At 62.3% G+C, this 21,337-nt stretch carries 17 protein-coding genes; 11 read left to right on the forward strand and 6 right to left on the reverse strand.

The features are described 5' to 3' along the window. The 3 genes from dnaN to HMPREF1008_RS02545 all read right to left on the reverse strand — a co-directional run bounded on the left by dnaN (position 1) and on the right by HMPREF1008_RS02545 (position 3,956). Positions 1–1,104, reverse strand: a complete 1,104-nt coding sequence (dnaN, locus tag HMPREF1008_RS02535) for a DNA polymerase III subunit beta (RefSeq protein WP_009278279.1) — start codon at positions 1,102–1,104, stop codon at positions 1–3. Positions 1,105–1,340: 236 nt separating this feature from the next. After that, complete coding sequence (locus HMPREF1008_RS02540; RefSeq protein ID WP_009278280.1) at positions 1,341–2,858, reverse strand: DnaA ATPase domain-containing protein; 1,518 nt, start codon at positions 2,856–2,858, stop codon at positions 1,341–1,343. A gap of 84 nt (positions 2,859–2,942) precedes the next feature. Further along, positions 2,943–3,956, reverse strand: a complete 1,014-nt coding sequence (locus HMPREF1008_RS02545; RefSeq protein ID WP_009278281.1) for an ATP-binding protein — start codon at positions 3,954–3,956, stop codon at positions 2,943–2,945. Positions 3,957–4,335: 379 nt separating this feature from the next. Here HMPREF1008_RS02545 and rpmH point away from each other — a divergent pair, with 379 nt between their 5' ends. From rpmH to HMPREF1008_RS02585, 8 genes are all read left to right on the forward strand, one after another. Further along, positions 4,336–4,470, forward strand: a complete 135-nt coding sequence (rpmH, locus tag HMPREF1008_RS02550; protein WP_009278282.1) for a 50S ribosomal protein L34 — start codon at positions 4,336–4,338, stop codon at positions 4,468–4,470. 7 nt (positions 4,471–4,477) lie between these two features. Continuing rightward, positions 4,478–4,798 carry a ribonuclease P protein component gene (rnpA, locus tag HMPREF1008_RS02555; protein WP_040656704.1) on the forward strand — a complete coding sequence of 107 codons (321 nt, stop codon included), beginning with the start codon at positions 4,478–4,480 and terminating at the stop codon, positions 4,796–4,798. Between the two features lies 1 nt (position 4,799). Continuing rightward, complete coding sequence (gene yidD / locus HMPREF1008_RS02560) at positions 4,800–5,042, forward strand: membrane protein insertion efficiency factor YidD (RefSeq protein WP_050796709.1); 243 nt, start codon at positions 4,800–4,802, stop codon at positions 5,040–5,042. A gap of 19 nt (positions 5,043–5,061) precedes the next feature. Beyond that, positions 5,062–5,820, forward strand: a complete 759-nt coding sequence (locus HMPREF1008_RS02565; protein WP_009278284.1) for a YidC/Oxa1 family membrane protein insertase — start codon at positions 5,062–5,064, stop codon at positions 5,818–5,820. Between the two features lie 54 nt (positions 5,821–5,874). Further along, positions 5,875–6,462, forward strand: coding sequence for a R3H domain-containing nucleic acid-binding protein (locus tag HMPREF1008_RS02570; RefSeq protein ID WP_009278285.1), 588 nt, complete (start codon positions 5,875–5,877; stop codon positions 6,460–6,462). A gap of 75 nt (positions 6,463–6,537) precedes the next feature. Next, positions 6,538–7,305: a 16S rRNA (guanine(527)-N(7))-methyltransferase RsmG gene (gene rsmG, locus HMPREF1008_RS02575; RefSeq protein WP_232202819.1), complete on the forward strand. Its 768-nt coding sequence runs from the start codon at positions 6,538–6,540 to the stop codon at positions 7,303–7,305. 131 nt (positions 7,306–7,436) lie between these two features. After that, complete coding sequence (locus HMPREF1008_RS02580; protein ID WP_009278287.1) at positions 7,437–8,237, forward strand: ParA family protein; 801 nt, start codon at positions 7,437–7,439, stop codon at positions 8,235–8,237. Continuing rightward, the gene (locus HMPREF1008_RS02585) at positions 8,230–9,099 is read left to right on the forward strand and encodes a ParB/RepB/Spo0J family partition protein (protein WP_009278288.1); all 870 of its coding nucleotides are present in this window, start codon (positions 8,230–8,232) and stop codon (positions 9,097–9,099) included. The genes HMPREF1008_RS02580 and HMPREF1008_RS02585 overlap by 8 nt, the downstream gene beginning before the upstream one ends. 313 nt (positions 9,100–9,412) lie before the next feature. On the opposite strand, the gene rlmN is transcribed toward HMPREF1008_RS02585, so the two are convergent. Next, the gene (rlmN, locus tag HMPREF1008_RS02595) at positions 9,413–10,480 is read right to left on the reverse strand and encodes a 23S rRNA (adenine(2503)-C(2))-methyltransferase RlmN (RefSeq protein ID WP_009278289.1); all 1,068 of its coding nucleotides are present in this window, start codon (positions 10,478–10,480) and stop codon (positions 9,413–9,415) included. A gap of 113 nt (positions 10,481–10,593) precedes the next feature. Between rlmN and HMPREF1008_RS02600 the strand changes: the two genes are divergently transcribed. Together HMPREF1008_RS02600 and HMPREF1008_RS02605 are read left to right on the forward strand one after the other, a co-directional pair. Beyond that, positions 10,594–11,559, forward strand: a complete 966-nt coding sequence (locus HMPREF1008_RS02600) for a D-alanine--D-alanine ligase (RefSeq protein ID WP_009278290.1) — start codon at positions 10,594–10,596, stop codon at positions 11,557–11,559. A 17-nt stretch (positions 11,560–11,576) separates the two neighbouring features. After that, entirely contained in the window at positions 11,577–14,522 is a 2,946-nt protein-coding gene (locus HMPREF1008_RS02605; protein ID WP_009278291.1) for a helicase C-terminal domain-containing protein, read from the forward strand. A 5-nt stretch (positions 14,523–14,527) separates the two neighbouring features. Here HMPREF1008_RS02605 and HMPREF1008_RS02610 read toward each other — a convergent pair whose 3' ends face one another. Further along, a complete protein-coding gene (locus tag HMPREF1008_RS02610; RefSeq protein ID WP_009278292.1) occupies positions 14,528–15,481 on the reverse strand; it encodes a YafY family protein in 954 nt (317 codons plus the stop codon). After that, the gene (locus tag HMPREF1008_RS02615; protein ID WP_009278293.1) at positions 15,474–16,451 is read right to left on the reverse strand and encodes a YafY family protein; all 978 of its coding nucleotides are present in this window, start codon (positions 16,449–16,451) and stop codon (positions 15,474–15,476) included. Before HMPREF1008_RS02615 ends, HMPREF1008_RS02610 begins: the two co-directional genes overlap by 8 nt. A gap of 168 nt (positions 16,452–16,619) precedes the next feature. Here HMPREF1008_RS02615 and HMPREF1008_RS10755 point away from each other — a divergent pair, with 168 nt between their 5' ends. Continuing rightward, on the forward strand, positions 16,620–21,023 hold the full coding sequence (locus HMPREF1008_RS10755; RefSeq protein WP_009278294.1) for a M28 family peptidase: 4,404 nt from the start codon (positions 16,620–16,622) through the stop codon (positions 21,021–21,023). Positions 21,024–21,337 lie beyond the last annotated feature (314 nt).

A 21,337-nucleotide genomic window follows, 5' to 3' on the forward strand; every position in this document is an offset into this window, starting at 1 on the left:
CTACATCCTCACGGGCATGAGGAGATACAGGTAGTTGATCTTCGAGTAGGACTTGAAGATGCCCGGCTGCATGGCGCTCTGGAGCTCGAGCGTGATGCTGTCCTGCCCCGTGGCGGCGTTGACGCAGTCGAAGACGTAGTGGTAGTTGAGGGCGATTGCCATGCCCTCTCCCTCGACCTCGACGGGAAGGAGCTCGGTGGACTCCCCCTGGTCGGGGGAGGAGGCGCTGAGCTTCAAGACCTTGCCGTCGGCGTCTATGTCAAAGCGCACGGAGGGGTTTGCCAGGGCGATGACGGACACGCGCTTGAGGGCGGCCGCGAACTGGGGGACGTCGATCCTCACGGAGGTCGTGCAGCTGGGGGGCAGGAGCTGGCGGTAGTTCGGGAAGGTCCCGTCTATCTTGCGCGAGACGTAGGTCGTGTTGCCAAACGAGAAGACCACCTGGCTGTCGGTGATGCCCACCATGACCTCCTCGGTCATCGAGGGCAGGGTCAGGACGTCGTGGAAGGTGTTGCCCGGGACTATGGCCACGAAGGCCTCGTCGACCGAAGAGGTCTCGGTGTTGGAGTCGCACACCGCGAGGCGGTAGGAGTCCGTCGCCACCAGCCTGATGGTGTTCTCCTCGACCGAGAGGAGGATGCCCGAGAGGATGGGCCGCGAGCTGTCCTTCGAGGTCACCTTGTAGACCTTGTCGACCATCTGGGAGAGGAGACCGCTCGGGAGCTCGATGGATCGGTCAGGGGAGAGGTCGGGGAACTCGGGGAAGTCGCCCACCTCGAGGGTGTTGAGGCGGAACTTGCTCTTCTCGCATGAGATGAGCACGGTGTGTCCAGCACCCTCGAAGCTCACGGCGCTGTCGGGGAGGGTCTTCACGATGTTGGAGAGGATCTTGCCCGAGAGCACCGTAGCACCTGCCTCCTCCACATTCGCCTGTATCTTGTGACGGATGGAGATGGTGAGGTTGGTGGTCTGGAACTCGAGCACGCCCTCCTCGGCCTTGATGTAGACGCCCGAGAGGATGGGGAGCGTCGAGTTGGAGGCCATGCCCTTAGAGACGACTGCGAGTGCCCCTGCCAGTGCCGACTGACTCACCGAGAACTTCATGAGCGACCCCTTCTATGGCTATTAGTACTTTTTTCTTATTAAGAGACAGTAGTAATAATAGAGCCTGTCGAAATGTTCAATACTTCTTATACCTGCTGGTAGAGCCTATCGTCTCAAATGTTCTGCCGGAGGCTGCCACTCAACAATCCAAACAATCGGCCGACGTGTGGAAAACTCCTTCTACAGCTTTTGGGGCTTATCCACATGAAACCGACGACCTTTCTTCCACTTTTCCACTACCCTCCGTCGCAGATGCCGTCGTGAAGGGTCTGGATGCGGTCGAGGAAGAGGCGGTCCTCCTTCTTCGTGCGGTCGACCCACGCGATGCTGTGCTTGACCGTCGCATGGCTGCGCCCGCCGAAGCGCTTCCCTATGTCGGCGAGGGTGTTGTCCGTCAGCTCCCTGGTCATCCAGATGGCCACGTGTCGTGGCTCCATGAGCTCCTTGTTGCGCTTCGAGCCTATGAGGTCGTTGTGGGCCACGTCATAGTAGCTCTCCACGGCCTTCTGGATCTGCTCGACGGTGACGACCCTCTGGCCCGTGGGCCACTTTGCTGCCGCGAGGCGCGCGATGTCCTCTCGCGTGAGCGCCTCCCCCTTCCTCTCCTTGCGGAAGGCATAGAGAAGACAGGTGTGGACGAAGCCCTCGATGATTCGGATGTTGGTCCCCGCGCGCTCGGCCATGTACTTGCGCATGTCCTCGGGGATGTTCCCTCCGAGGTCCGGCACGTGCTCGACGGCGGCGTCCTGCCGCATGCGCTCGTAGAAGGTGTTGATGAGGCTGAGCTTGAGCTCGTAGTCGGGCACCTGGACGCTTACAGTGACGCCGGAGTCCATGCGGCTCGTCTCGCGCTCGTCGAACTTGCTGTCGCCCATGCCAAGCTGGGAGGGCGAGCGGTCCGCGGCGCAGACTATCTGCTTGCCGCGGTCCATGAGCGCGTTGAAGGTCTCGAAGAAGAACTTGATGGTGCCCGCAGCGGTCATCATGTTCTGGACGTCGTCGATGATGAGCACGTCCACGCCCTGATAGCGCTCGGTGAGCGCGCTTCGCGCGTCGAGCTTGTCGTCGTTCCAGCCTATGCGGTACTCCTCTATGAATTCGCCTGCCGTGCGGTAGATGCAGAGGCGAGAGGGGTCGTTCCTCACTATGTAGTTCTGTATCGCCCTCAGGAGGTGAGTCTTTCCCAGGCCGCTCTTCCCGTAGACGAAGAGCGGGTTGTAGCTCTTGTTCTCGCCGTTCGCGACCTGCTTTGCGGCCTCGTAGGCGAGCATGTTCTCCTCGCCGGCGACGAAGCGGTCGAAGGTGAGCTTAGAGTCGAGGACGCTGGTGTCGTTCTGGAAGCTGTTGTTCCTCCGCCGCCCTTGCGACCTCTGGGCCTTCTGCCAACCTTCGTCCTGTCCCTGCGCGGCGACGGGCTCCCCCGAAGAGCCGGCAAGTCCGCTCAGCTCGTCGGGAGTCACGGTCGCGTTCGTCTGGATGGCGGCGGGCGCGCTCTCCTGCAGGAGTTCGACCACCAGGCTCACGTGCTGGAACGCCGCCTGCTCGAGGCATTCCTCAATGAGTGGGGTCTGCTGGACGATCTTCCTCTGTGCGAATCCCATGCTCGTCGCGATGTGCAGCTCGCTTCCGTCAAAGGCGGTCGCGTCACAGCTCCTGAGCATGGCGAGCGCCGCCGGTGCCACGCTCTTGGACGCCAGGAGCCCCAGCACGTCGTGCCAGAGTACCTTCGCGTCCGACTCTTGTACGGGATCCATGCCTCACCACTCGTCTTCGGGGATGAATGTTGAAAAGTGCACCCCATTATATGATGAAAACTCCCGAAGACGTCTGCCTCGGTCCTATATGCCCGCCGCTATCGCCCTTCCCGCCTCCGTGAGGCCCCTCTTCTGTCCGCCAACCCTCTTTGACACGAGGCCCGCCTCCTCAAGCGCCTTGAGCTCCCTCGTCCAGGTGGGTTGCGAGTTGCCAAAGCTGTTCTTGAGTTCGGTGGGCCCCACCAGTTCGTGGACCTGCAGGTACTGGAGGATGACGCGGCCCCTTTGGGAGATGTTGAGCCCTCCTACCAGCGTGCCTCCGCCCTGGGGAGGGACGACCGGCGTTCCCTGTGTCGCAATTCCCGTCTGTGCCGTGGGAGCCATGGGCTGCGCCATCGATTGCCATGCTGGTTGGACGTACCCCGGTACGGGCATGTAGCCCGCCTGTTGTTGTGCTGGTTGGTAGGCATAGGGGTATGCGAATGCCATGGGGGGCTGTGCCTGGGCGGCGACGGGAGACAACGGTTGGAGCGGCATCCCCTGACCCATCTCTTGCTCCTCCCCGCGCTCGAGCATGGAGATGGTGACCACGGTGCCGCCCTTGATGTTGTCCTCGATGCTCAGATAGCCGCCTCGGTCCTCCATATACTGCTGGGCGTAGGGCAGGCCCGACCCAACCCCCCTTATGTACCGCTTCATCTCCTCCGTGGCAGAGCTGGTGCCGTATTCCAGGGCACGTCCCTTCTCGGCTATGCCCGGCCCCTGGTCAGAGAAGCGAATCGTCTCTCCACCGTCGAGTATCGACACCGTGGGCTGCGCGAAGTAGGCGTGCACGTAGTTCTCGACGACCTCGCGTATGACCATGAAGGGGATGCCGCCACCCTGCTCCTTGCAGAGTCGTGCCACGGTGGCGGTTATCTCCTCGAGGTAGGTGCGCACGTCAGAGGGCTCCACCACCACGACCCTCGGCGCGGCCGCCGCGTCGTCGTAGACGGCGATTCGCGCCGGGAACCTCACGACGAGCTCGTCCGCTCCCCCTCTTTGGTCGTCCTGTTCGCTTCCCTCGTTCTGCACGAAGGGATAGAACGGGTGAGACATGCGCGCTTCCTCGCTTTTCGACATTCATTCATCCAAGGATGAAAACATTCACGAATGAATTTCAACAAATGAAAGTTTTCAACAGGAGATGAAATGTTGTAGATAACTGCGTATTAGTAAAATCATGTGCTGAAAAATAATAGCAGCTAGAGGTGAACTATTCGGCAATTTTTACTGTAGTCTGGATGATTTCATACGTCTCCTGGTGACTTGTGCGTCGAACGAGACGCATGCCCATCCAATTACTCGGTCGTAAAAGCGTAAAATGGGTGAATTGTTCGCCCCATAGAGCCAAAATTGACTTTTGTTGGGGCGGACCCCTACAATCTTATGGCTTGACGCTATAGGTTCGTTTATATGCTCCCAGGAGGATTCAGACATGAAGCGCACGTATCAGCCCAACAAGAGGAAGCGCGCCAAGACCCACGGCTTCCGCGCTCGTATGGCCACCAAGGGCGGCCGCGCGGTTCTCTCTCGCCGTCGCGCCAAGGGCCGCAAGCAGCTCACCGTCTAGAATTCCGATGAAGACCATCAAATCCAAGAGGGATTTTGAGAGGGTCTTCTCTGGCGGGAAGCGGGTCAACCATAGACTCGTTCGCATGGCAGTGCTCGAGGATGGCGAAGGCGGCTTGGGAAGAGTCGCCTTCGTTGCACCTAAGCGCTTGGGCTGTGCGGTCTATAGGAACAGATGCAAGAGGGTCTTGAGGGAGGGTGCACGCAGAGGTGGTCTCCCCTTGGCTGGTTACGACGTCATTCTCTTTGCCACGGGTCGTACCCACCAGAGCAGCCCGGCGGAGGTGGGAGAGGCCATTGCCTCGCTTCTCGTCCGCGTTGGTGACTAGGATGCCTGCCGTGCGCACAGGGGCGAGGGGTCTCGTCGCGGACATGCTCCTTGCCATCGTGAGGGGCTACCGGCACTACGTCTCTCCCCTCTTCTCCCCCCATTGCATCTACTCCCCCACCTGCTCGGAATATGCCATCCAGGCGATCGAGCGCTATGGCGCGGCACGGGGCGGCCTCCTTGCCGTCCGTCGCATCCTGCGTTGCCATCCCTTTCACAAGGGCGGGTTCGATCCCGTTCCCTAGTCACTAGCCCGGAGGAACCATGTGGGATTGGTTTATTAGCTTTCTGACGAACGTCCTTGCCAGCCTCGCTCGTCTCACGGGCGACTGGGGCGTGGCCGTCATCATCCTCACCTTCATCATGCGCCTCATCGTCATGCCCCTCATGACCCGCTCAACTGCCTCGAGCGCGCGCATGCAGGCCCTTCAGCCCAAGATGAAGGAGATTCAGGACCGTTATGCGAACGATCCCGAACGCCAGGCCCAGGAGATGCAGCGCTTCTACTCCGAGAACAAGTTCAATCCCCTTGGTGGCTGCCTTCCGGTGCTGATTCAGATGCCGGTCTTCTTTGCGCTCTTCACCGTCGCCCGCAACGTGCCCGCCGAGGCGCACTTCCTCAACATCATGCCCTCGCTCTCCCAGTCCGCCTCCGGCGCCCTTGCGGCAGGGGGTCTGGCAGGGGCGCTCATCTACATCATCCTCGACATCGCCTTCGGCATCCTGACCTTCGTTCCCCTGGTCATGAACCTCAAGAACACCGGTGAGGACCAGCGCCAGCAGACCCTGATCATGGGGGTCATGATGGCCATCATGATGCTCTGGTTTGGCTGGTCCGTGCCCGGTGCGGTACTGCTCTACTACGACACGTCCGCAATCTGGCAGGTAGTCCAGCAGAAGGTCGTCACCCAGCGCGTCATGGACCGCGTGAAGGCCGAGACCGAGGCCAAAATGGCCAACCAGCCCGTCCAGGTCGACGTAGTCCGCAAGGAGCGCAAGCCCCGTCCCCACAAGAAGGGCTAGCCTCCCTTGTCTCATTGATTACTTTTTTCTGCCCTAGGAAGATGGAGGTTTGACATGGAGGAAGAGGAGAAGCTCACCCTTGAGCCCAGGCCTTCCGATTCCGCGGATGTCGAAGCCGCGAATGACCGCTTCTCTGCCGTGAGGGAGCGCTTTGAGTCTGGTGTCGAGCTAGAGGACGCGGATGTGGACCTCATCGCAGACATCGCCGTCGGCTACCTCAAGAGCCTGCTCGCCTTCTTTGGCGAGACCTCGCCCGTCATTGACGAGTACGACGGCGACGAGGGGGAGCTCATTCTTGACGTGAGCGGTGGTGACCTTGCGGTTCTTATCGGTCGTCACGGCCGCACCCTTGATGCGCTTCAGATGGTACTTTCTTCTTTTATGAGTAATGAACTTAAGTTCCACTACCCGGTAGTAGTGGACATCGAGGGATACAAGACTCGCCGTCGAGAGAAGATAATGTCCCTCGCCCGTTCCGCTGCAGCACGTGCCAAGCGCCAGCACGGACAGGTGAGCCTTGCTCCCATGAATGCCTATGAACGGCGTCTCGTCCACCTCGCCCTTGTCGATGACGTCGAGGTCAGCACTCATTCTGAGGGCGAAGACCCTGATCGAAGGGTTGTCATCACTTTCGTGCGCTGATTGCTTAAGGCTGTCCATGTCGGATAATTTGGGGGAGAGGTTGAAGCCTCTCCCCCATTGTTTTGACCAAAGTTCTTGTCTGAGAAACTTTTGTCAGAAAGGCCAAACTACATGAGTCCCATTGCGGATCCGACCCAAGATCTCATCACCCTTGCCCTTTCCTATGGCATTCAGCTCAACGAGCAGCAGGCAAGTCTATTGTTGCAGCACTTGCATCTGCTGCAGGAGAAGAACAAACAAATCAACCTCACGAGAATTGTTAGCACCAAGGACGGACTATTGCGTCATATCTTGGACTCGCTTCTATTTCTGCTGCCTCTTGATTCACATGGTATTGCTAAGAATGACCTCTACGTTGATTTGGGTACAGGTGGAGGCTACCCTGGCATCCCTCTTTCCATCATGCTCCCCTGCCGCAGCATCCTTGTGGACTCGGTCGTCAAGAAGTCGAAGGCGGTCGATGAATTTCTTCTTGAGCTTGGGTTGTCAGATCGCGTGCATACGAGTTCACTTCGTGCTGAAGAGCTTGCTAAGGAGATTCCAGCTGCTGCGAGTCTGGTCTCAGCCCGGGCGCTTGCCCAGCTCTCCGTTTTGATTGAGTACTCTTCTCCCCTACTGAAGGTAGGTGGCCTTCTCATATCTTCAAAGGGCCGAATTGAGTCAGATGAAGTCAATCATGCACTTCATGTCGCACCACTTTGCGGAATGAAGCTTGTTTCACGTGAAACATGCGAACTACCCCTCGATCAGGGTCATAGGGAGATTTTTACGTTCGAAAAAATTGGGAAGGCAAAGTTGAACCTGCCAAGACATATTGGTATGGCTAAGAATAAGCCGTTGTAATGAGAGGAACGTTTCACGTGAAACAAAAGAACTGAATGATAGGGGACTTGTTTCACGTGAAACAAGTCCCCTATCATGAATGAAGCCTTTAAGACACGAAGCAAAAACAGACGGGCTATGAGGGAGGATTTGTGGGATTCAAGGATATAAAGAGGGCCTTTCCAGATAGAGAAGCAAAGGTACTAGCAATAATCAACCAAAAAGGTGGGGTTGGTAAGTCGACCACTGCCGTGAATCTTGCCGCAGCCCTAGGTGAACAAAAAAAGAAAGTCCTGATAGTAGACTTTGATCCTCAAGGGAATACCTCATCTGGCTTCGGGATTGAGAAAGAAGAGCTGGAACACGACATTTATGATGCACTGTTGCATGACTATCCCATCGAGGAACTTATAGAAGACACAATAGAGCCTCATGTCTTCGTAATACCAGCCACGATACAGCTTGCAGGTGCAGAGATAGAATTAGTCTCGGTTATGTCGCGAGAAACGATATTGAAGAGCGTACTCGAGGGAATCAAAGACGAGTTCGACTACGTCTTCATTGACTGTCCCCCGTCGTTGGGGCTTCTTACGATCAATGCGCTGGTTGCGGCAAATGCACTGCTCATCCCCATACAATGCGAGTTCTATGCCTTGGAGGGCGTGACTAAGCTCCTTGAATCGATGAAGATGGTCAAAGCGCGCTTGAATCCTGGATTGGATGTCTTTGGCGTAGTAATGACAATGTACGATGCTAGGACAACTCTTTCAAAACAGGTTGTAGAGGAAGTTCGTAAGTACTTCGGGAACAAGGTATTCAAAAGCATCATCCCTAGAAGCGTGAAGCTTTCGGAAGCGCCGTCACATGGCCTTCCGATAAATATGTATGCGCGCGTAAGCAAGGGTTCTCTCGCCTACATGAAGCTTGCAAGGGAGGTCGTGCGTCGTGGCTAGAAAAGGTGGGCTCGGAAAGGGCCTCGAGTCACTCATGGGTGGTGCCGATGCGGAAGTGAGCGCAATCACACTGTCATCAACACTGCCGCTTAGTCAAATAAAGCCTAACAAGGGCCAGCCGAGAAAGAAGTTCGATCAGCAGTCACTTGAGGATCTCTCTGATTCAATCAAGAAAAACGGGGTCCTACAACCCATCCTTGTGAGGAAAAAGGGTGCAAACTACGAGATAGTGGCAGGGGAGAGGCGCTACCAAGCTGCGAAGCTCGCTGGTCTCGAAGAGATTCCAGTAAGCATTCGAGAGATTAGTGACGATGAGGTCTTCCAACTGGCACTCATCGAAAACTTACAGCGTTCCGATCTTGATCCCATTGAGGAGGCCCTGGGATACAGGAAGCTCATCAAAGACAACGGCTTTACGCAGGAACAGCTCGGAAAGATACTTTCCAAGTCTCGCTCGGCCATCGCCAACTCGCTTCGCCTGCTTGACCTACCCCAGGAAGTCCAGGACATGATGGCGGACGGAAAGCTCACCGCTGGGCATGCAAGGGCGATTCTTGCCGTGGCAGGCGAAGAGGGGAAGCTCAAGCTGGCGCAGAAGGTGTTAGAGCAAGGACTGAGCGTCAGACAGACAGAAAACCTTGCCCCATTGTTTTCTGGCAACAATGAGACGGGGGAGAAGCCTAGGAGAGAGCCGGTGCCCCAGTCGTTCAAGCGGGCCCAACGACAGCTTCGTCTTGCATTGGATACCAACGTCAAGGTGAAGAGGGTTAGGAACAAGAACAAGGTAGAGATAGAGTTTGCGGATGAAGAGGAACTTGCGCAGCTCGTCGATAGGCTGAGCGGCGGAATGGAAGCATTGTAATGACCCATCTGAGAAGAACCATTGCAGCAGTGGTAGTCCTATCTGGCACGAGTCTCCTCTCATTTCACCTCCTGCTCAACGAGGAGGCACGGAGGTCGGTCAGGGACATGACCGAAACAGTGATGAACTCAGCTCGTCAAGTATCTGGGCTTATGGAGCGAGTCACGGGAATGGTCATGGAGGAGGAAGCACCGACCCAAGACGTAGAACAAGAATGGATACGTCTGGGCCTATAGGTCTCTTTTGACATAAGCCGATGCCCCGTACTAGAACATTTGTTCTAGTACGGGGCATCGCGTCTTGGAAGGACGAATCAAGCCATGCGGTCGATGCTTTGCTTGAGCTGCCCGCAGGCGGCATCGATGTCTGCGCCGCGCGAGTTCCTAATGGTTGCCTCTACGCCCACGGAGTTGAGCCTACGGACGAACTCCTGCGCGCGAGCGTCGGATGTCGGGCGGAACTTGCTGCCCTTCACCTCGTTGAGTTTGATCAGGTTCACGTGGGTCAGGTTGTCCCGACAGAAGTCACAGAGGGAGGCAAGCTCCTCCTCGCTGTCGTTGACACCCTTGATGAGTGCATATTCGTAGGTGGGCCTGCGCCCCGTCTTGTCCACGTATTCGCCCATGATGTCATAGAGGTGGAGCAGGGAGTACTTGCGCACGCCTGGCATGAGCATGTCTCGTGTGCGCTGCACGGCGGAGTGGAGGGATACGGCAAGGGTGAACTGCTCGGGTTCGTTTGCGAAGCGCTTGATCATGGGAATGACGCCACAGGTGGAAACGGTGAGGTGTCGAGCGCCGATTCCCGCACCCTCGGGTGAGTTGAGCCTGCGCAGCGCGGCGAGCGTCGCGTCATAGTTCATAAGAGGTTCGCCCTGTCCCATGAGGACGACGTTCGTCACGCGCGTTCCGAAGTCGTCACGTACGTGCATGACCTGTTCATATATTTCTCCTGCCGTGAGAGAGCGCGTGAGGCCGGCAGCCCCTGTCGCACAGAAGGCGCATCCCATGGCACAGCCCGCCTGCGAGGAGGCACAGACCGCGAGGCGATCCCTGTTGGGCATGCCCACGCACTCGACCGAAACCCTATCAGGAAAGCGCAGGAGGTACTTCCGACTGCCGTCAGCGGAGACCTGGCGCGCGACCTCCTCGACCCCGCCAAGGCTACAGCGCTCGGCAAGTTGTGCCCTAAGGGACTTTGGGAGGTTCGACATCTGCTCGAAGGAGCTGACGTTCTTCTCCCATATCCACTCCTCGATCTGCTTGGCGCGGAACTTTGGCTGCCCGAGCTCTTCCAGAAGGGAGAGGAGCTGTCCGTGGGACAGGCTGTGGAGGTCGACTCCGGGCCTTGTCCCACCAGCCGCGTTGTTGTCGTCTTGCATGTTTTGGACCCCTCAAACTGTCTGGATGCGAGGCTGGAGTATCCTCGTCATCTAGGTGTTTTTCCTGCAAGAAGAGTCTAGCGCACGGCGCTCGCGCCCTAAGGAGTCCAGGAATGTCGAAGACCGACGTTACACAAAGCAAGCTCGTGGTCCTTGCGGGCGGATGGTCCGACGAGAGGGAGGTCTCTCTCGAATCGGGCAAGGCTTGTGCGAAGGCGCTTGCCGAGGCGGGCTTCTCTGACGTCACCCTCTTGGACGTCGCCGCGCCAGATTTCGTTGGGGCGCTCGTCTCGGGGGGATACGACGTGGCCTTCGTTGCCATGCACGGACGTTACGGCGAGGACGGCTGCATTCAGGGGATGCTTGAGGTCCTGCACCTGCCTTACACCTTCTCTGGCGTGCTCGCATCAGCCATGGGAACGGAGAAGGAGGTTGCCAAGGCAATCTATCGCCAGGCGCAGATACCCGTTCCCGAGGGGGTGGACCTCCCTGGCGACGTCGCCCTCACAGACAAGCAGGCAGAGGAGCTCGTAGCCAATCTCGGGCTTCCCGTCTTCGTGAAGCCCGCCGCCAACGGGTCGAGCTACGGCATCACCAAGGTCACCTCCGCGCGCCAGCTCGCCCGCGCCGTGGCCCGGGCAGGGGAGGGAGGATGCCGCGTCCTCGTCGAATCCTGCGTAGAGGGGACGGAGATCACGGTTCCCGTCGTGGGAAACGAGGAGCCCGAGGCCCTGCCTGTGGTGGAGATTGTGACCAACGCGGAGTTCTATGACCTCAAGGTAAAGTACGAGCCATCCGAGCTCCACCACGTCATTCCCGCCCGCATCCCAGAGGAAAGCTACGCGAGGGCCCAGGAGCTGGCCATCCGCGCGCACCGGGCCCTGGGCTGCAGGGGCGCCTCGAGGAGCGACTTCATCGTCCGCGCCGACGGCATCCCCGTCATCCTCGAGACCAACACCATCCCCGGCATGACGGAGATGAGCCTGCTTCCCGATTCCGCGCGTCACGCGGGAATAAGCTTCCCGGATCTTTGCAAGCGCTTCGTGGAGCTTGCCCTCGAGGGCAACGACCAGGACTAGGGAGTGACGGGAGCAGCATGAGCGGGATGGGACCCCTGGCGTCGCCCGTCGACGAGATTCTCCTGCCGGGCACTCCGGAAGAGGTTGCCGAGCGCTATCGCAGTCTTGAGCACCGTGCCACAAAGACCTCGTTCGACCTCCTCGAGGAGGACATAGTCGTCCTTGACACCGAGACGACGGGCCTCTCGTTCAAGGGCTGCGAGCTCATCGAGGTGGCCGCCGCCCGCCTGAGCGGACGCGAGGTGGTGGAACGCTTCCACAGCTTCGTGCATCCCCATCGACCCATCCCATCCGAGATATCGGCGCTCACGGGGATATCGAACGCCGACGTGGCCCTCGCGCCCGAGGCGCCCGATGTCATTGGCAGGCTCGCGGACTTCGTCGGTGGAGTCCCCGTGCTTGCGCACAACGCGACATTCGACAGGACCTTCGTGGAGTCCGTGCCCGGCGGTAAGGACGTGAGTGATAGTTGGATAGATACGCTAGCGCTCTCACGCATCGCGCTGCCGCGCCTCTCGACCCATCGCCTCGCCGACATGGCGCACGCCTTTGGCTGTGATGCGGTCACGCATCGCGCCATGGCGGACGTTGACGCGCTGTGTGGAATGTGGCGCGTCATACTCCTGGGACTCAGTGACTTGGGGCCCGGCCTTCTGGGTCGTCTCGCTGACATGCACCCCGAGGTGGACTGGCCCTTCCGACCCGTCATCGGCCACCTCTCCCAGGAGCAGGGCCAGGCGACCTTCTCGCTGAGGCAGGCCAGGAGGGACCTGCTTGCCGGCGAGCGTCCAGCCATGAGGGCGGAAGCGCCGGATGGGGGAGAGGAGCCCGTCTCCCCCTCGCCGGAGGAGGTGACGGCGCAGTTCAGGCGCGACGGCCTGGTCGAGCGCATGTACCCGTCCTTCGAGTGGCGACAGGAGCAGGAGCAGATGGCCCTGGAGGTCAGGGATGCCCTCGCAAGCTCCTCGCACCGCTCTATCGAGGCGGGCACCGGGGTGGGGAAGTCCATGGCCTACCTGCTTCCCGAGCTCATGTTCGCACAGAGGAACGGGCTGACCGTGGGGGTCGCCACGAAGTCCAACGCCCTCACTGACCAGCTCATATCCCAGGAGCTTCCCGCCCTCGCGCGGGTTCTCCCAGATGGGCTCAGCTTTACGAGCCTCAAGGGCTACGACCACTATCCCTGTCTCCACAGGCTCGAGACCTCGACCTACGCCGAGCTGCCCCTCTCGCTCGTAGACGGCATGGGAAAGTCGCCACGGACGACGCAATCCGAGATGCTCACGGCAATCGCGGTGAGCTACGCGTTCTGCCTGCAGTCCCCCCAGGGCGACCTCGACGCGTTGGGCATCCGCTGGCGCTACGTTCCACGGCAGATGCTCTCCACCACGGCCAACGAGTGCCTGAGGAACCGCTGTCCCTTCTATCCCAACGAGTGCCTGGTCCACGGCGCCCGCAAGAGGGCGAGCCAAAGCGACGTCGTGGTCACGAACCACTCCCTCCTGCTCCGGGATATCGACCTCGATGGACAGATTCTGCCCCCCATCAGCCATTGGGTGGTGGACGAGGCACACGGCTTCGAGGGCGAGGCCCGCCGCCAATGGGCGCGTGAGTTCTCGGGCGACCTGGTGAGGCGCGGCTTCGAGCAGCTGGGGAGCAGAAAGACCGGCACCCTCCACAACCTCATGGTCCAGGTTTCGGGTCTTGCCGAGGCTACCCTCTACCAGCGTCTTCTCACCAAGCTGTCCGCGTCGTCCGCCCGCGCCTCCGTGTCCTGCGTGGACTTCCTCCTGGCCTTGCATGGGCTTGCCGGTCAGGCAGAGGGGTCGGGCGACTATGACCGCGTGAACGTCTGGATTGACGCGAGGCTGCGGGAGAGCGACGAGTGGGGGTCGCTGAAGCAGGTGGGCGACGTCTGCCTGAGACGCCTCGAGGAGGCGGAGAAGGACGCGCGAGAGGCGGTTGAGACCCTGTCCGAGGTCGACGCTCCTCTGGCAGGCGACCTCAGGGCATCGACGAGCTTCCTGGGGCAGCTGGGGGAGTCCCTCTCGCTCGTCTTGGACGGGAGCGACCAGAGCTACTTCTACTCAGCAGAGCTCGCCCGCCGCAAGCGGGACATGCCATCAGAGCGCCTCGTGGCGGAGAAGCTCGAGGTCGGACCCGACCTGGCCGAGAGATGGCTGTCGCAGATGCAAAGCGTCGTGTTCACGTCGGCCACCATGGCCGTCGGAAAGAGCTTTGAGCACTTCGACCATTCCGTGGGGCTCGATGCCCTAGGGCCTGACGCCCATCGTGACCTCCGCCTCGACTCGAGCTTTGACTACGAGGACAACATGTCGGTCGTGGTGTGCAAGGACATGCCCCAGCCCAACGACCCACGCTATCGCGAGGCCTTGTCCCAGCTCCTCGTGGACGTCCACACGGCCATGGGCGGCTCGGTGCTCACCCTCTTCACCAACAGGCGTGACATGGAGCTCGTCTACCAGCAGGTGCTTCCCCGCATGCATGAGCGGGGACTTGAGCTGATCATGCAGGAGCGTGGCGCGTCACCGCGCAGGCTTCGCGACCAGTTCCTCGCCGACCGCTCCCGCTCCCTCTTCGCCCTGAGGTCCTTCTGGGAGGGATTCGACGCGGCAGGGGACACCCTCCGTTGCGTCGTCATACCCAAGCTGCCCTTCGCCAGTCCCAAGGACCCTTTGGTGAGGGAGAGGGAGCTTCGCGAGGACCGCTCCTGGTGGCGCCATTCCCTCCCCGAGGCGGTCATCTCGGTCAAGCAGGCGGCAGGGCGACTCATCAGAAGCTCGAGCGACACCGGCGTCCTCGTGCTCGCCGACTCACGCCTGGTCAGCAAGCGCTATGGGCGCCAGTTCACGAACTCCCTGCCCAAGCAGCCACCCTGCGAGCTCGAGTGCGGGAACGTGGGGAAGTACATCAGGATGTGGCGGGCGGGCCACGAGTCGTAGGGAGCTCACGCCCGGCCCGTTTTTGTCGCGGCGGCGTGCAGAGCCCGCGCGGCCTCCCTCACCCTGGCCCTGAGGTCCTCGTCGCGTATCACCACGGAGCTTCCGCAGGCTGCGAGCCTGAGGGGCAGCCAGTCTCCTGCGTAGAGGGGGAGGGTCACGGAGGTCCTGCCCTCCGACTCTCCCGTCACTCGCATGCCATGCCAGGAGAAGAGCTCAAGGAGGCCCTGGTCGAGGAAGTCCACGGCAACCTCGCGCACGACCTCATGGCCCTGCTGCCCCATGGTCACCGCCCCTTTGTGCTCCCCCGTCGCGAACGGCCTGGGGTCGGCCATTCGGTCCAGGCGGAAGGTCCTCTGGGCCTGTATCTCGAGGTCCAGCGCCTCGAGATACCATGCCCCCTCCTCGGTCCTGAGCGTCTGGGGGATGACGCGCCTTTTCCTTGGTTCGGCATCGGCGGCGCCGCGATACCAAAAGCCCAGGCCATGACCATCGGCTATGGCCTGGGCGCAGAGGTCGAGGACGCTCGGCCTGCCGCTGACGTCCGGCCCCTGTGGCCGCCCTTCCGCGCCCGTTTCGCCGGTGGGAGAGAGGTAGGGAAGGACTCCCTGGTAGATTGGGTCATCCTGCGACATCCCCAGTCGTTCGAGCGCCGCCCGCATCGCCTCGGACTCGGAAGGGGTGAGCTTGAGCGGGTGCCCCTTGCGCTCGCTGTCGAATGCCAGGACGAGCTGGTCGTCGTCACCGAGGCCAATGGGGAGACCCATGCCCTCCTCGTCGTGGGCGGTGAGGGCGAGCTCCAGGAGCAGGCGCGCGTGCCGGGTGCTGCAGCCGAGTCGCGCGGCGACCGTGGATAGCGAGAGTGACCTACCCTGGGCCGAGAGGCTGCCCAGGAGCGCGGCCAGCTCGCGTGCCTCCTCGAGCCCGCCCCTCCTGCCTCGCCTGGAAGCCCCGCTAGGCATCGCACGCCTCCTCCACGACCCTGTCCCAGTGGTCGGTGACCTCCCGCGGCCCGACGGGCATCAGGCGATGCGCCACGCACCAGCGGGCGCACGCCTCGGGGTCGGAGTATCCGACCTCCCAGCATCGCCCCCCGCGCCCATCGACGTGCCTGCCGCGTCGGTCGAGCTCCGCGGCCACCTCCCCCTCTGTGCAACCCAGGTCTTGAATCGTGACCGTGCCGACCTCGGGCCCGATCTGGAAGGGGAGGCGCAGGTAGTCACCCACGCAGAAATCCGGGGGTATGCGGTAGGAACTGCCCGACACGACCCTCGCGGAGAGGAAGCGGTCCAGGCGGTAGACTCGGGGCTCCCTCCAGCTTCCGTCATCGCGGAGCTCCGAGGCGACGAAATAGCTCTGCCTCCTCAGGCCGAAGCTCCCATAGAGGCGCAGCCTCCTCTCCCTTGGCTCTTGGCCCCTTGCTTGGTAGGTGACCACCGCCTCCCGTCTCCCAGACAGGGCGGCGAGTAGGGGAGGTAGGAGCCCGTCGTCGATCCCGCTGCCAGAGAACAGCCGCTCGAGGCTACCGCTGGGACCAAATGATCCGTCGACCTTGGCCAGGGCGAGCCTCAGCTCGCTCCTATGCGGAAAGCTCGGGTCGTGAGTCAGGGGAGCGCAGGCGACGTCCAGCACTAGCGCATCCTTAGAGGAGAGGGACCCCCCTCCGGGGAAGGACGCGGCCTCGTCGACCTTCCAGAGACCGGGCTGTCCCTCACTCGCGACGTTGACGAGGCTGAGGCCGCAGGCGGACATGGCCGTGCGGTCGCGCCTGAAGGCCTTTCGGAACGCCTCGTCGCTTGCCTGCGGGTAATAGGTGTTCCGGAGCTCCTCGTTGGAGAGGGCGTGCTTGGCGTTTGAGAAGGCGAGGATCAGTCCCGCCACGCGCCTGGCTTGTTCGTCGTCCCTGCTCACCGTGACGAAATCGTCCTCCATGCGTCCTCCCACATCCGATGCCGTGCAGCGAGGCCTTGCCCCTGTGCGGGCAGTTGCCGCCTCCGACCCCCGAGCTGTGCTGGTAGAACAAATATGCATCATAAGACGTATACTCGGACGATAGGAAAGTGGACGATTCTCTCCCTGCTTCGGCAAAGGACGTATAGCATGGCAACGACGCGCAGCTACCTCGACTATCTCAACGACAAGGTGGACATCTCTCCGGCGAACAGCCAGGAGGAGCTAGACGCCTCCCAGCTGATCGAGTCGATCATGCAGGAGCACGGCCTCGACACGAGCCTGCAGGAGTTCGCCGCGCCTGCGGCGCCTGAGCTTCCGCGGGCGATACTGCTCGTAATCATGGTCATCGGCATGGTCCTCTCGGGCATCCTGGGCTCCGTCGTGGGCCTGGTCGGTCTCGCCCTGGTGCTTGTGCCGTCCATCCTCCTGGGCCTGCGCTTCGGCGGCCGGGACCTCGTATCGGGCATCGGGACCCGTGCCCGCAGCCAGAACGTCATCGGCGTCCATCGAGCCAGCGGCCCCCTGGTGGTCAAGGGCAACCGCCCCATCGTGATCGTCGCCCACTACGACAGTCCCAACGAGGGGCTCCTCTTCCAGCCCCAGCTGGCCAGGTGGCAGCCGCTCCTCATGCGGTCGAGCCTCTGGTGTGGCATCGCCGTGGCCTTTTGCTCCCTGATTCAGGTCATCGCCATCATCCCCGCCTCAATCCGTCACGTCTTCTGGGTGTTGGGAATGCTGGCTGCCCTCCCCCTCCTCCTCGTCGGCATCGCGGGAATCTATGGTCGATTCGCCTCTTGTACCACCGGCGCCAACGACAACAAGGCCTCCGTCGCGGCCATGCTGGGCGTGCTGGACAAGCTGCGTCCCGCGGATGACGAGGCGAAGGCCTGGGCCGCCGCCCATTCCCATGCCGAGGGGATTGGCGAAGGGCCTTCCACCCCGCTTGAGGAGGAGCTCGAGGTAGAGAGTGACGAGGAGGCCTCCGAGCGGGCCTTTGCCTCTCTGGACGAGCTTCCCTCTGACAAGGGGGAAGAGGACGCCGCCACCGTCCCGTCGCCTGCCGCTTCGACCGCAGCGGAAAACCCCCACCCGGCTACCGCCGCCTTCACCCCCCAGGTGATTCCCGCGCCCGAACCAGAAGGCCCCAAGTCGGTCCGTCGCGGTGCAAAGCTCATCGAGGAGCTCCAGATTCTTCCCGAGGGTTGCCAGATTGTCTACCAGAAGCCTCCCGTGCCCCAGGTCGTCCTTCCCGACCTGCCCGAGGTCGACGTCGACGGCGCGCTCCCCGGAGCCGCCCCGTCCGCGAGCGGACTCGCCGGCGAGGCGGGGGAGACTTCGTCTGGGGCGGGGGCACGGCCAGAGCCCGGGGCCACCATGCCCGAGTTCATGGCACGTGCCAACGCCCGCATCTCCGAGTCGTTCCCCGAGGAGGAATCATCCGATGCCGCCGAGGCCGCCAAGAGTGGTTCCGCGCCGGACTCGTTGGCTGACGACGCCCTTCTCGCTGACTTCGAGGTCATCGATCCCGACGCTCCCTCGCGCCCTGCCGAGCTCCTTGCCTCCGTCAAGTCGGCGCTCTCCCATGTGAGGGAGCTCATCCCTCGAGGCGAGCGCCAGGCCCCCAAGATCGAGCGTGGGGAGGAGCTGGCCTCCGACCAGCCTGGGGAGCAGCCTGTCGTGCAGGCCGCGGATGGTCAGGGGACGGAGGCTGACGAGAAGGGCGAGTCCCTGCGGCCAGAGGATCCCAGCCAGACCGTCGCCATGCCCGTCGTGACCTATGAGGACGAGGAGGCACTGCTGGCGGAAGTCCACGCGCGCGCCGCAGGGGACACCGTTCCAAGCGTGCCGCTCGACGCCACCGGACCAAAGGACGCACCTGGCATCACGGACGGACCCTCTCTCGACCCGCAGGGCGGCGCAGACGAGGAGGAGAGGGTCCTCGTGGCCGTGGATGCCGAGGGCGAGGAGGCTGACCCCGAGTCCGAGCTCGCAGACGCCCGTGACGAAGAGCCCCTGCCCTACGACGGTCCCATGGCGTCACAGTTCGAGACCCCGAGCGTCCATGACGTCGAACCCCGCAAGGTCGATCCCGCGAGCGTTCCCTCGATCAACGACGCCTACCTAGACAACGCAGCCATCTTCACGCGTCTGAAGGCGGTCCCAAACCCAGCCATCGCGCCCGTTCCAGAGCCAAACTTCGCCCACGAGCAAGATTCGCAGCTCGAGCCCCAGGTTGGCGGCCAGTCCTTGCGGCGGGAGGATGCCTCGGCAGACCTGCAGCCCGGATTCTCGGCGGACGGCGCGGACGGGAGCGAGGCGGTTCAGGAAGGGACAGCGCTAGAGGGCGCTCCGCGGAGTCAGGACGAGCAAGCGGAGGAACTCGTCCCCGAAGAGGGGGCTCAGCCCGATTCCGAGGCCGTCCCCGTTCCCGTCACAGACGGCGGCCCGGCAACCGAGGAAGCCTGGGAGGACGGACCTCGGGCTGAGTCTGCGACAGCCGAGGTCACCGAGGGCGACGTCGAGGGAGGGGACGAACCACCCTGCGACTCCCAGCAATTCGACGGCGAGGACCTGCGTGAGGGATCTGCGGGAGCAGGGGAGCCTGACCAGCAGGCGGAGGTCTCCGAAGCCGGTGCCTCACGTGGCGAAGCGGATGCCCTTGACGACGGAGCTGCCTTCGAGGACGAGGCGGAGCCCTTGGTCCAGGATGTCGCGGAGCCAGGGCAAGCCACCTTGCCGGACGGTACTCGGCCGGCAGGCGCGGGAGCAGAGACCTTGGAGCAAGAGCCAGCGAAGGACGAGGCACCTCTCCCACGATTCAGCCTGTTCGCGCCCCTGCGCGACGACTACATCATGGATGCCGAGTTCGAGCGGCTTCCGGAGGACGGTCCGACCCCAGGGGCGGACGAGCTTGGCCAGACCATGGCCCAACCCGTGGTTGCCGACGGTAGCGACGAGCCGACCCTCGTGACCATGCCCGTCGCCGAGGACGACGTGGAGGAGAGGCCGATCGAGCGCGAGGAGCCGGAAGCGTCGACCGAGGTGGCACCCGATTCAGACGAGGAGATGCCGGTAGAGGGAGGGGAGCCGTCAGCTGCGGAACCCCTCGACGAAGCCGAGCCGGAGGACGACCGACCCGAGAGGGCCGTCGGTTACGTCCTGGGCGAGGAGCCGGCAGAGGTCGACCAGAGCGAGCTGACCCTCGACGCACGGCCCTTCGTGTCCGCAGAAGACGTCAGGGTCACGGAGTCGTCTGCTACCGGCGACCCCGCCCAGGAACTGGATCCCAACGCAACCGTCATCGCCCCCAACCTGAGTTTCATGGAGGACGAGGAGCCTAGCGAGGAGGAACTGGCCTCCAAGGACGTGTCGGGGTTGGACACCTATGCCATGGACGGCACCGAACCCCGTCCGGCAGAGCCTCGGCGTCCGGAGCCGACGGCGGTCGATGATCCCAACTGGGGCAAGAGCGAGTTCACGCCTCAGCTGGGAAACATCGCGCGCCGGGCGGTGCTCTTCGACCTTCCTGATCCGTCAGAGGCCACGCCCGACCCGCTTGCCCCCGAGGAGCCCAGCCCCACTCCCGCCCCGCGCGGCATCGACGAGGGACGCGCGCGCCCGTCGGCCGCGGACCTCTCCTATACGAGGGGCGAGCGCGAGCCGTTGGGCGTGGTGGGCGAGGGTGCCCTGAGGTCTGAGTCTCCGCGGCCACGGGGTGGGTCCCACCAGGCAAGGCCCATGGACAAGAAGCGCTTCAACATCTTCGGTCGCCACAAGGACCAGACGAAAGACTCAGATTCCTTGAGCTCTTGGCTTGGCGTTGACGAGGACTTCGACGCCAAGAAGAGCGGCCGCGAGATTGGCAGCTGGGACAACTTCTCGGACGCGAAGCAGGGGAGGCCTCGCGACGGATGGAAGGGAGGCGCGACGAGCCGCTTTGACCTCAGGCTCGTCGAGGATGAGCCTGCCGGCTCCGAGGAAGGCGCGAGCCAGGCTTCTGCGGAGGGCTACACCCTGGGTGGAGAGGAGCCCCAGGCCATGGAGCCCCGGGAGGGGATTGGCATGGAAGAGCTGCGCGAGGCCATCACGAGCATGGGTGACGACGAGCTGCTTGCCCACGACGTCTGGTTCGTGGCCCTGGGTGCCTCGGGACTCGACCACGCCGGCGCAAAGCGCTTCATGGCCGAGCACCGCAAGGACATCCGTGGCGCCTTCGTCGTCAACCTCGACTCCATCGGCGCCGGTCGCCTCAGCGTGCTCACGAGCGAGGGTGCCACCAGTCCGCGCAGGGCAGACCGCAGGATGGTCCGCCTGCTGTCAAAGATCGCAGACGACCTGCACGTCGGGCTGGAGAAGGTTCGCTTCGACTGGGCTGACACGGACGCGACACCCGCCATGCAGTCGTCCATGCGTGCGGCAACGATCATGGGCGTCTCTGAGGACGGCGTTCCCGCGCTCTCTCACACCGCGGACGACGTGCCGGAGAACCTCGATGCGGCGCAGGTGGTCGACGTCGCCGAGCTCATCGCCGAGCTCATTCGACGGGCATAGGAGAGTCCGTCCAAGAACCAAGCCCGACCCAATGAACCTATTGCATGCCGGCGGTCCCCCTGTGGTGGCTGCCGGCATGTCCCGTTCCGAGGGGGTTGCCCCCGCGCACGGGGTCGCCTCCGCGCAGCTGGGCCCGCGGCGGACGCCGCCTCTTGCCCGTCGCCCCAGAAGCCAGGCCGACCTCGCTCGGTCCAAGCGCCTCCGCCCGTCGTACCTCCTGCCTTGCAAGCAACGTCTCTTCCACCAGACCTCCCCGGTCGCCTCCGTTGGGGAGTAGAGGCTACTCATGCGAGCTGGCAGCAAACCCATCGGCA

It is taken from the genome of Olsenella sp. oral taxon 809 str. F0356, assembly GCF_000233535.1.
GTDB classification, from domain to species: Bacteria; Actinomycetota; Coriobacteriia; order Coriobacteriales; family Atopobiaceae; genus Olsenella_I; species Olsenella_I phocaeensis.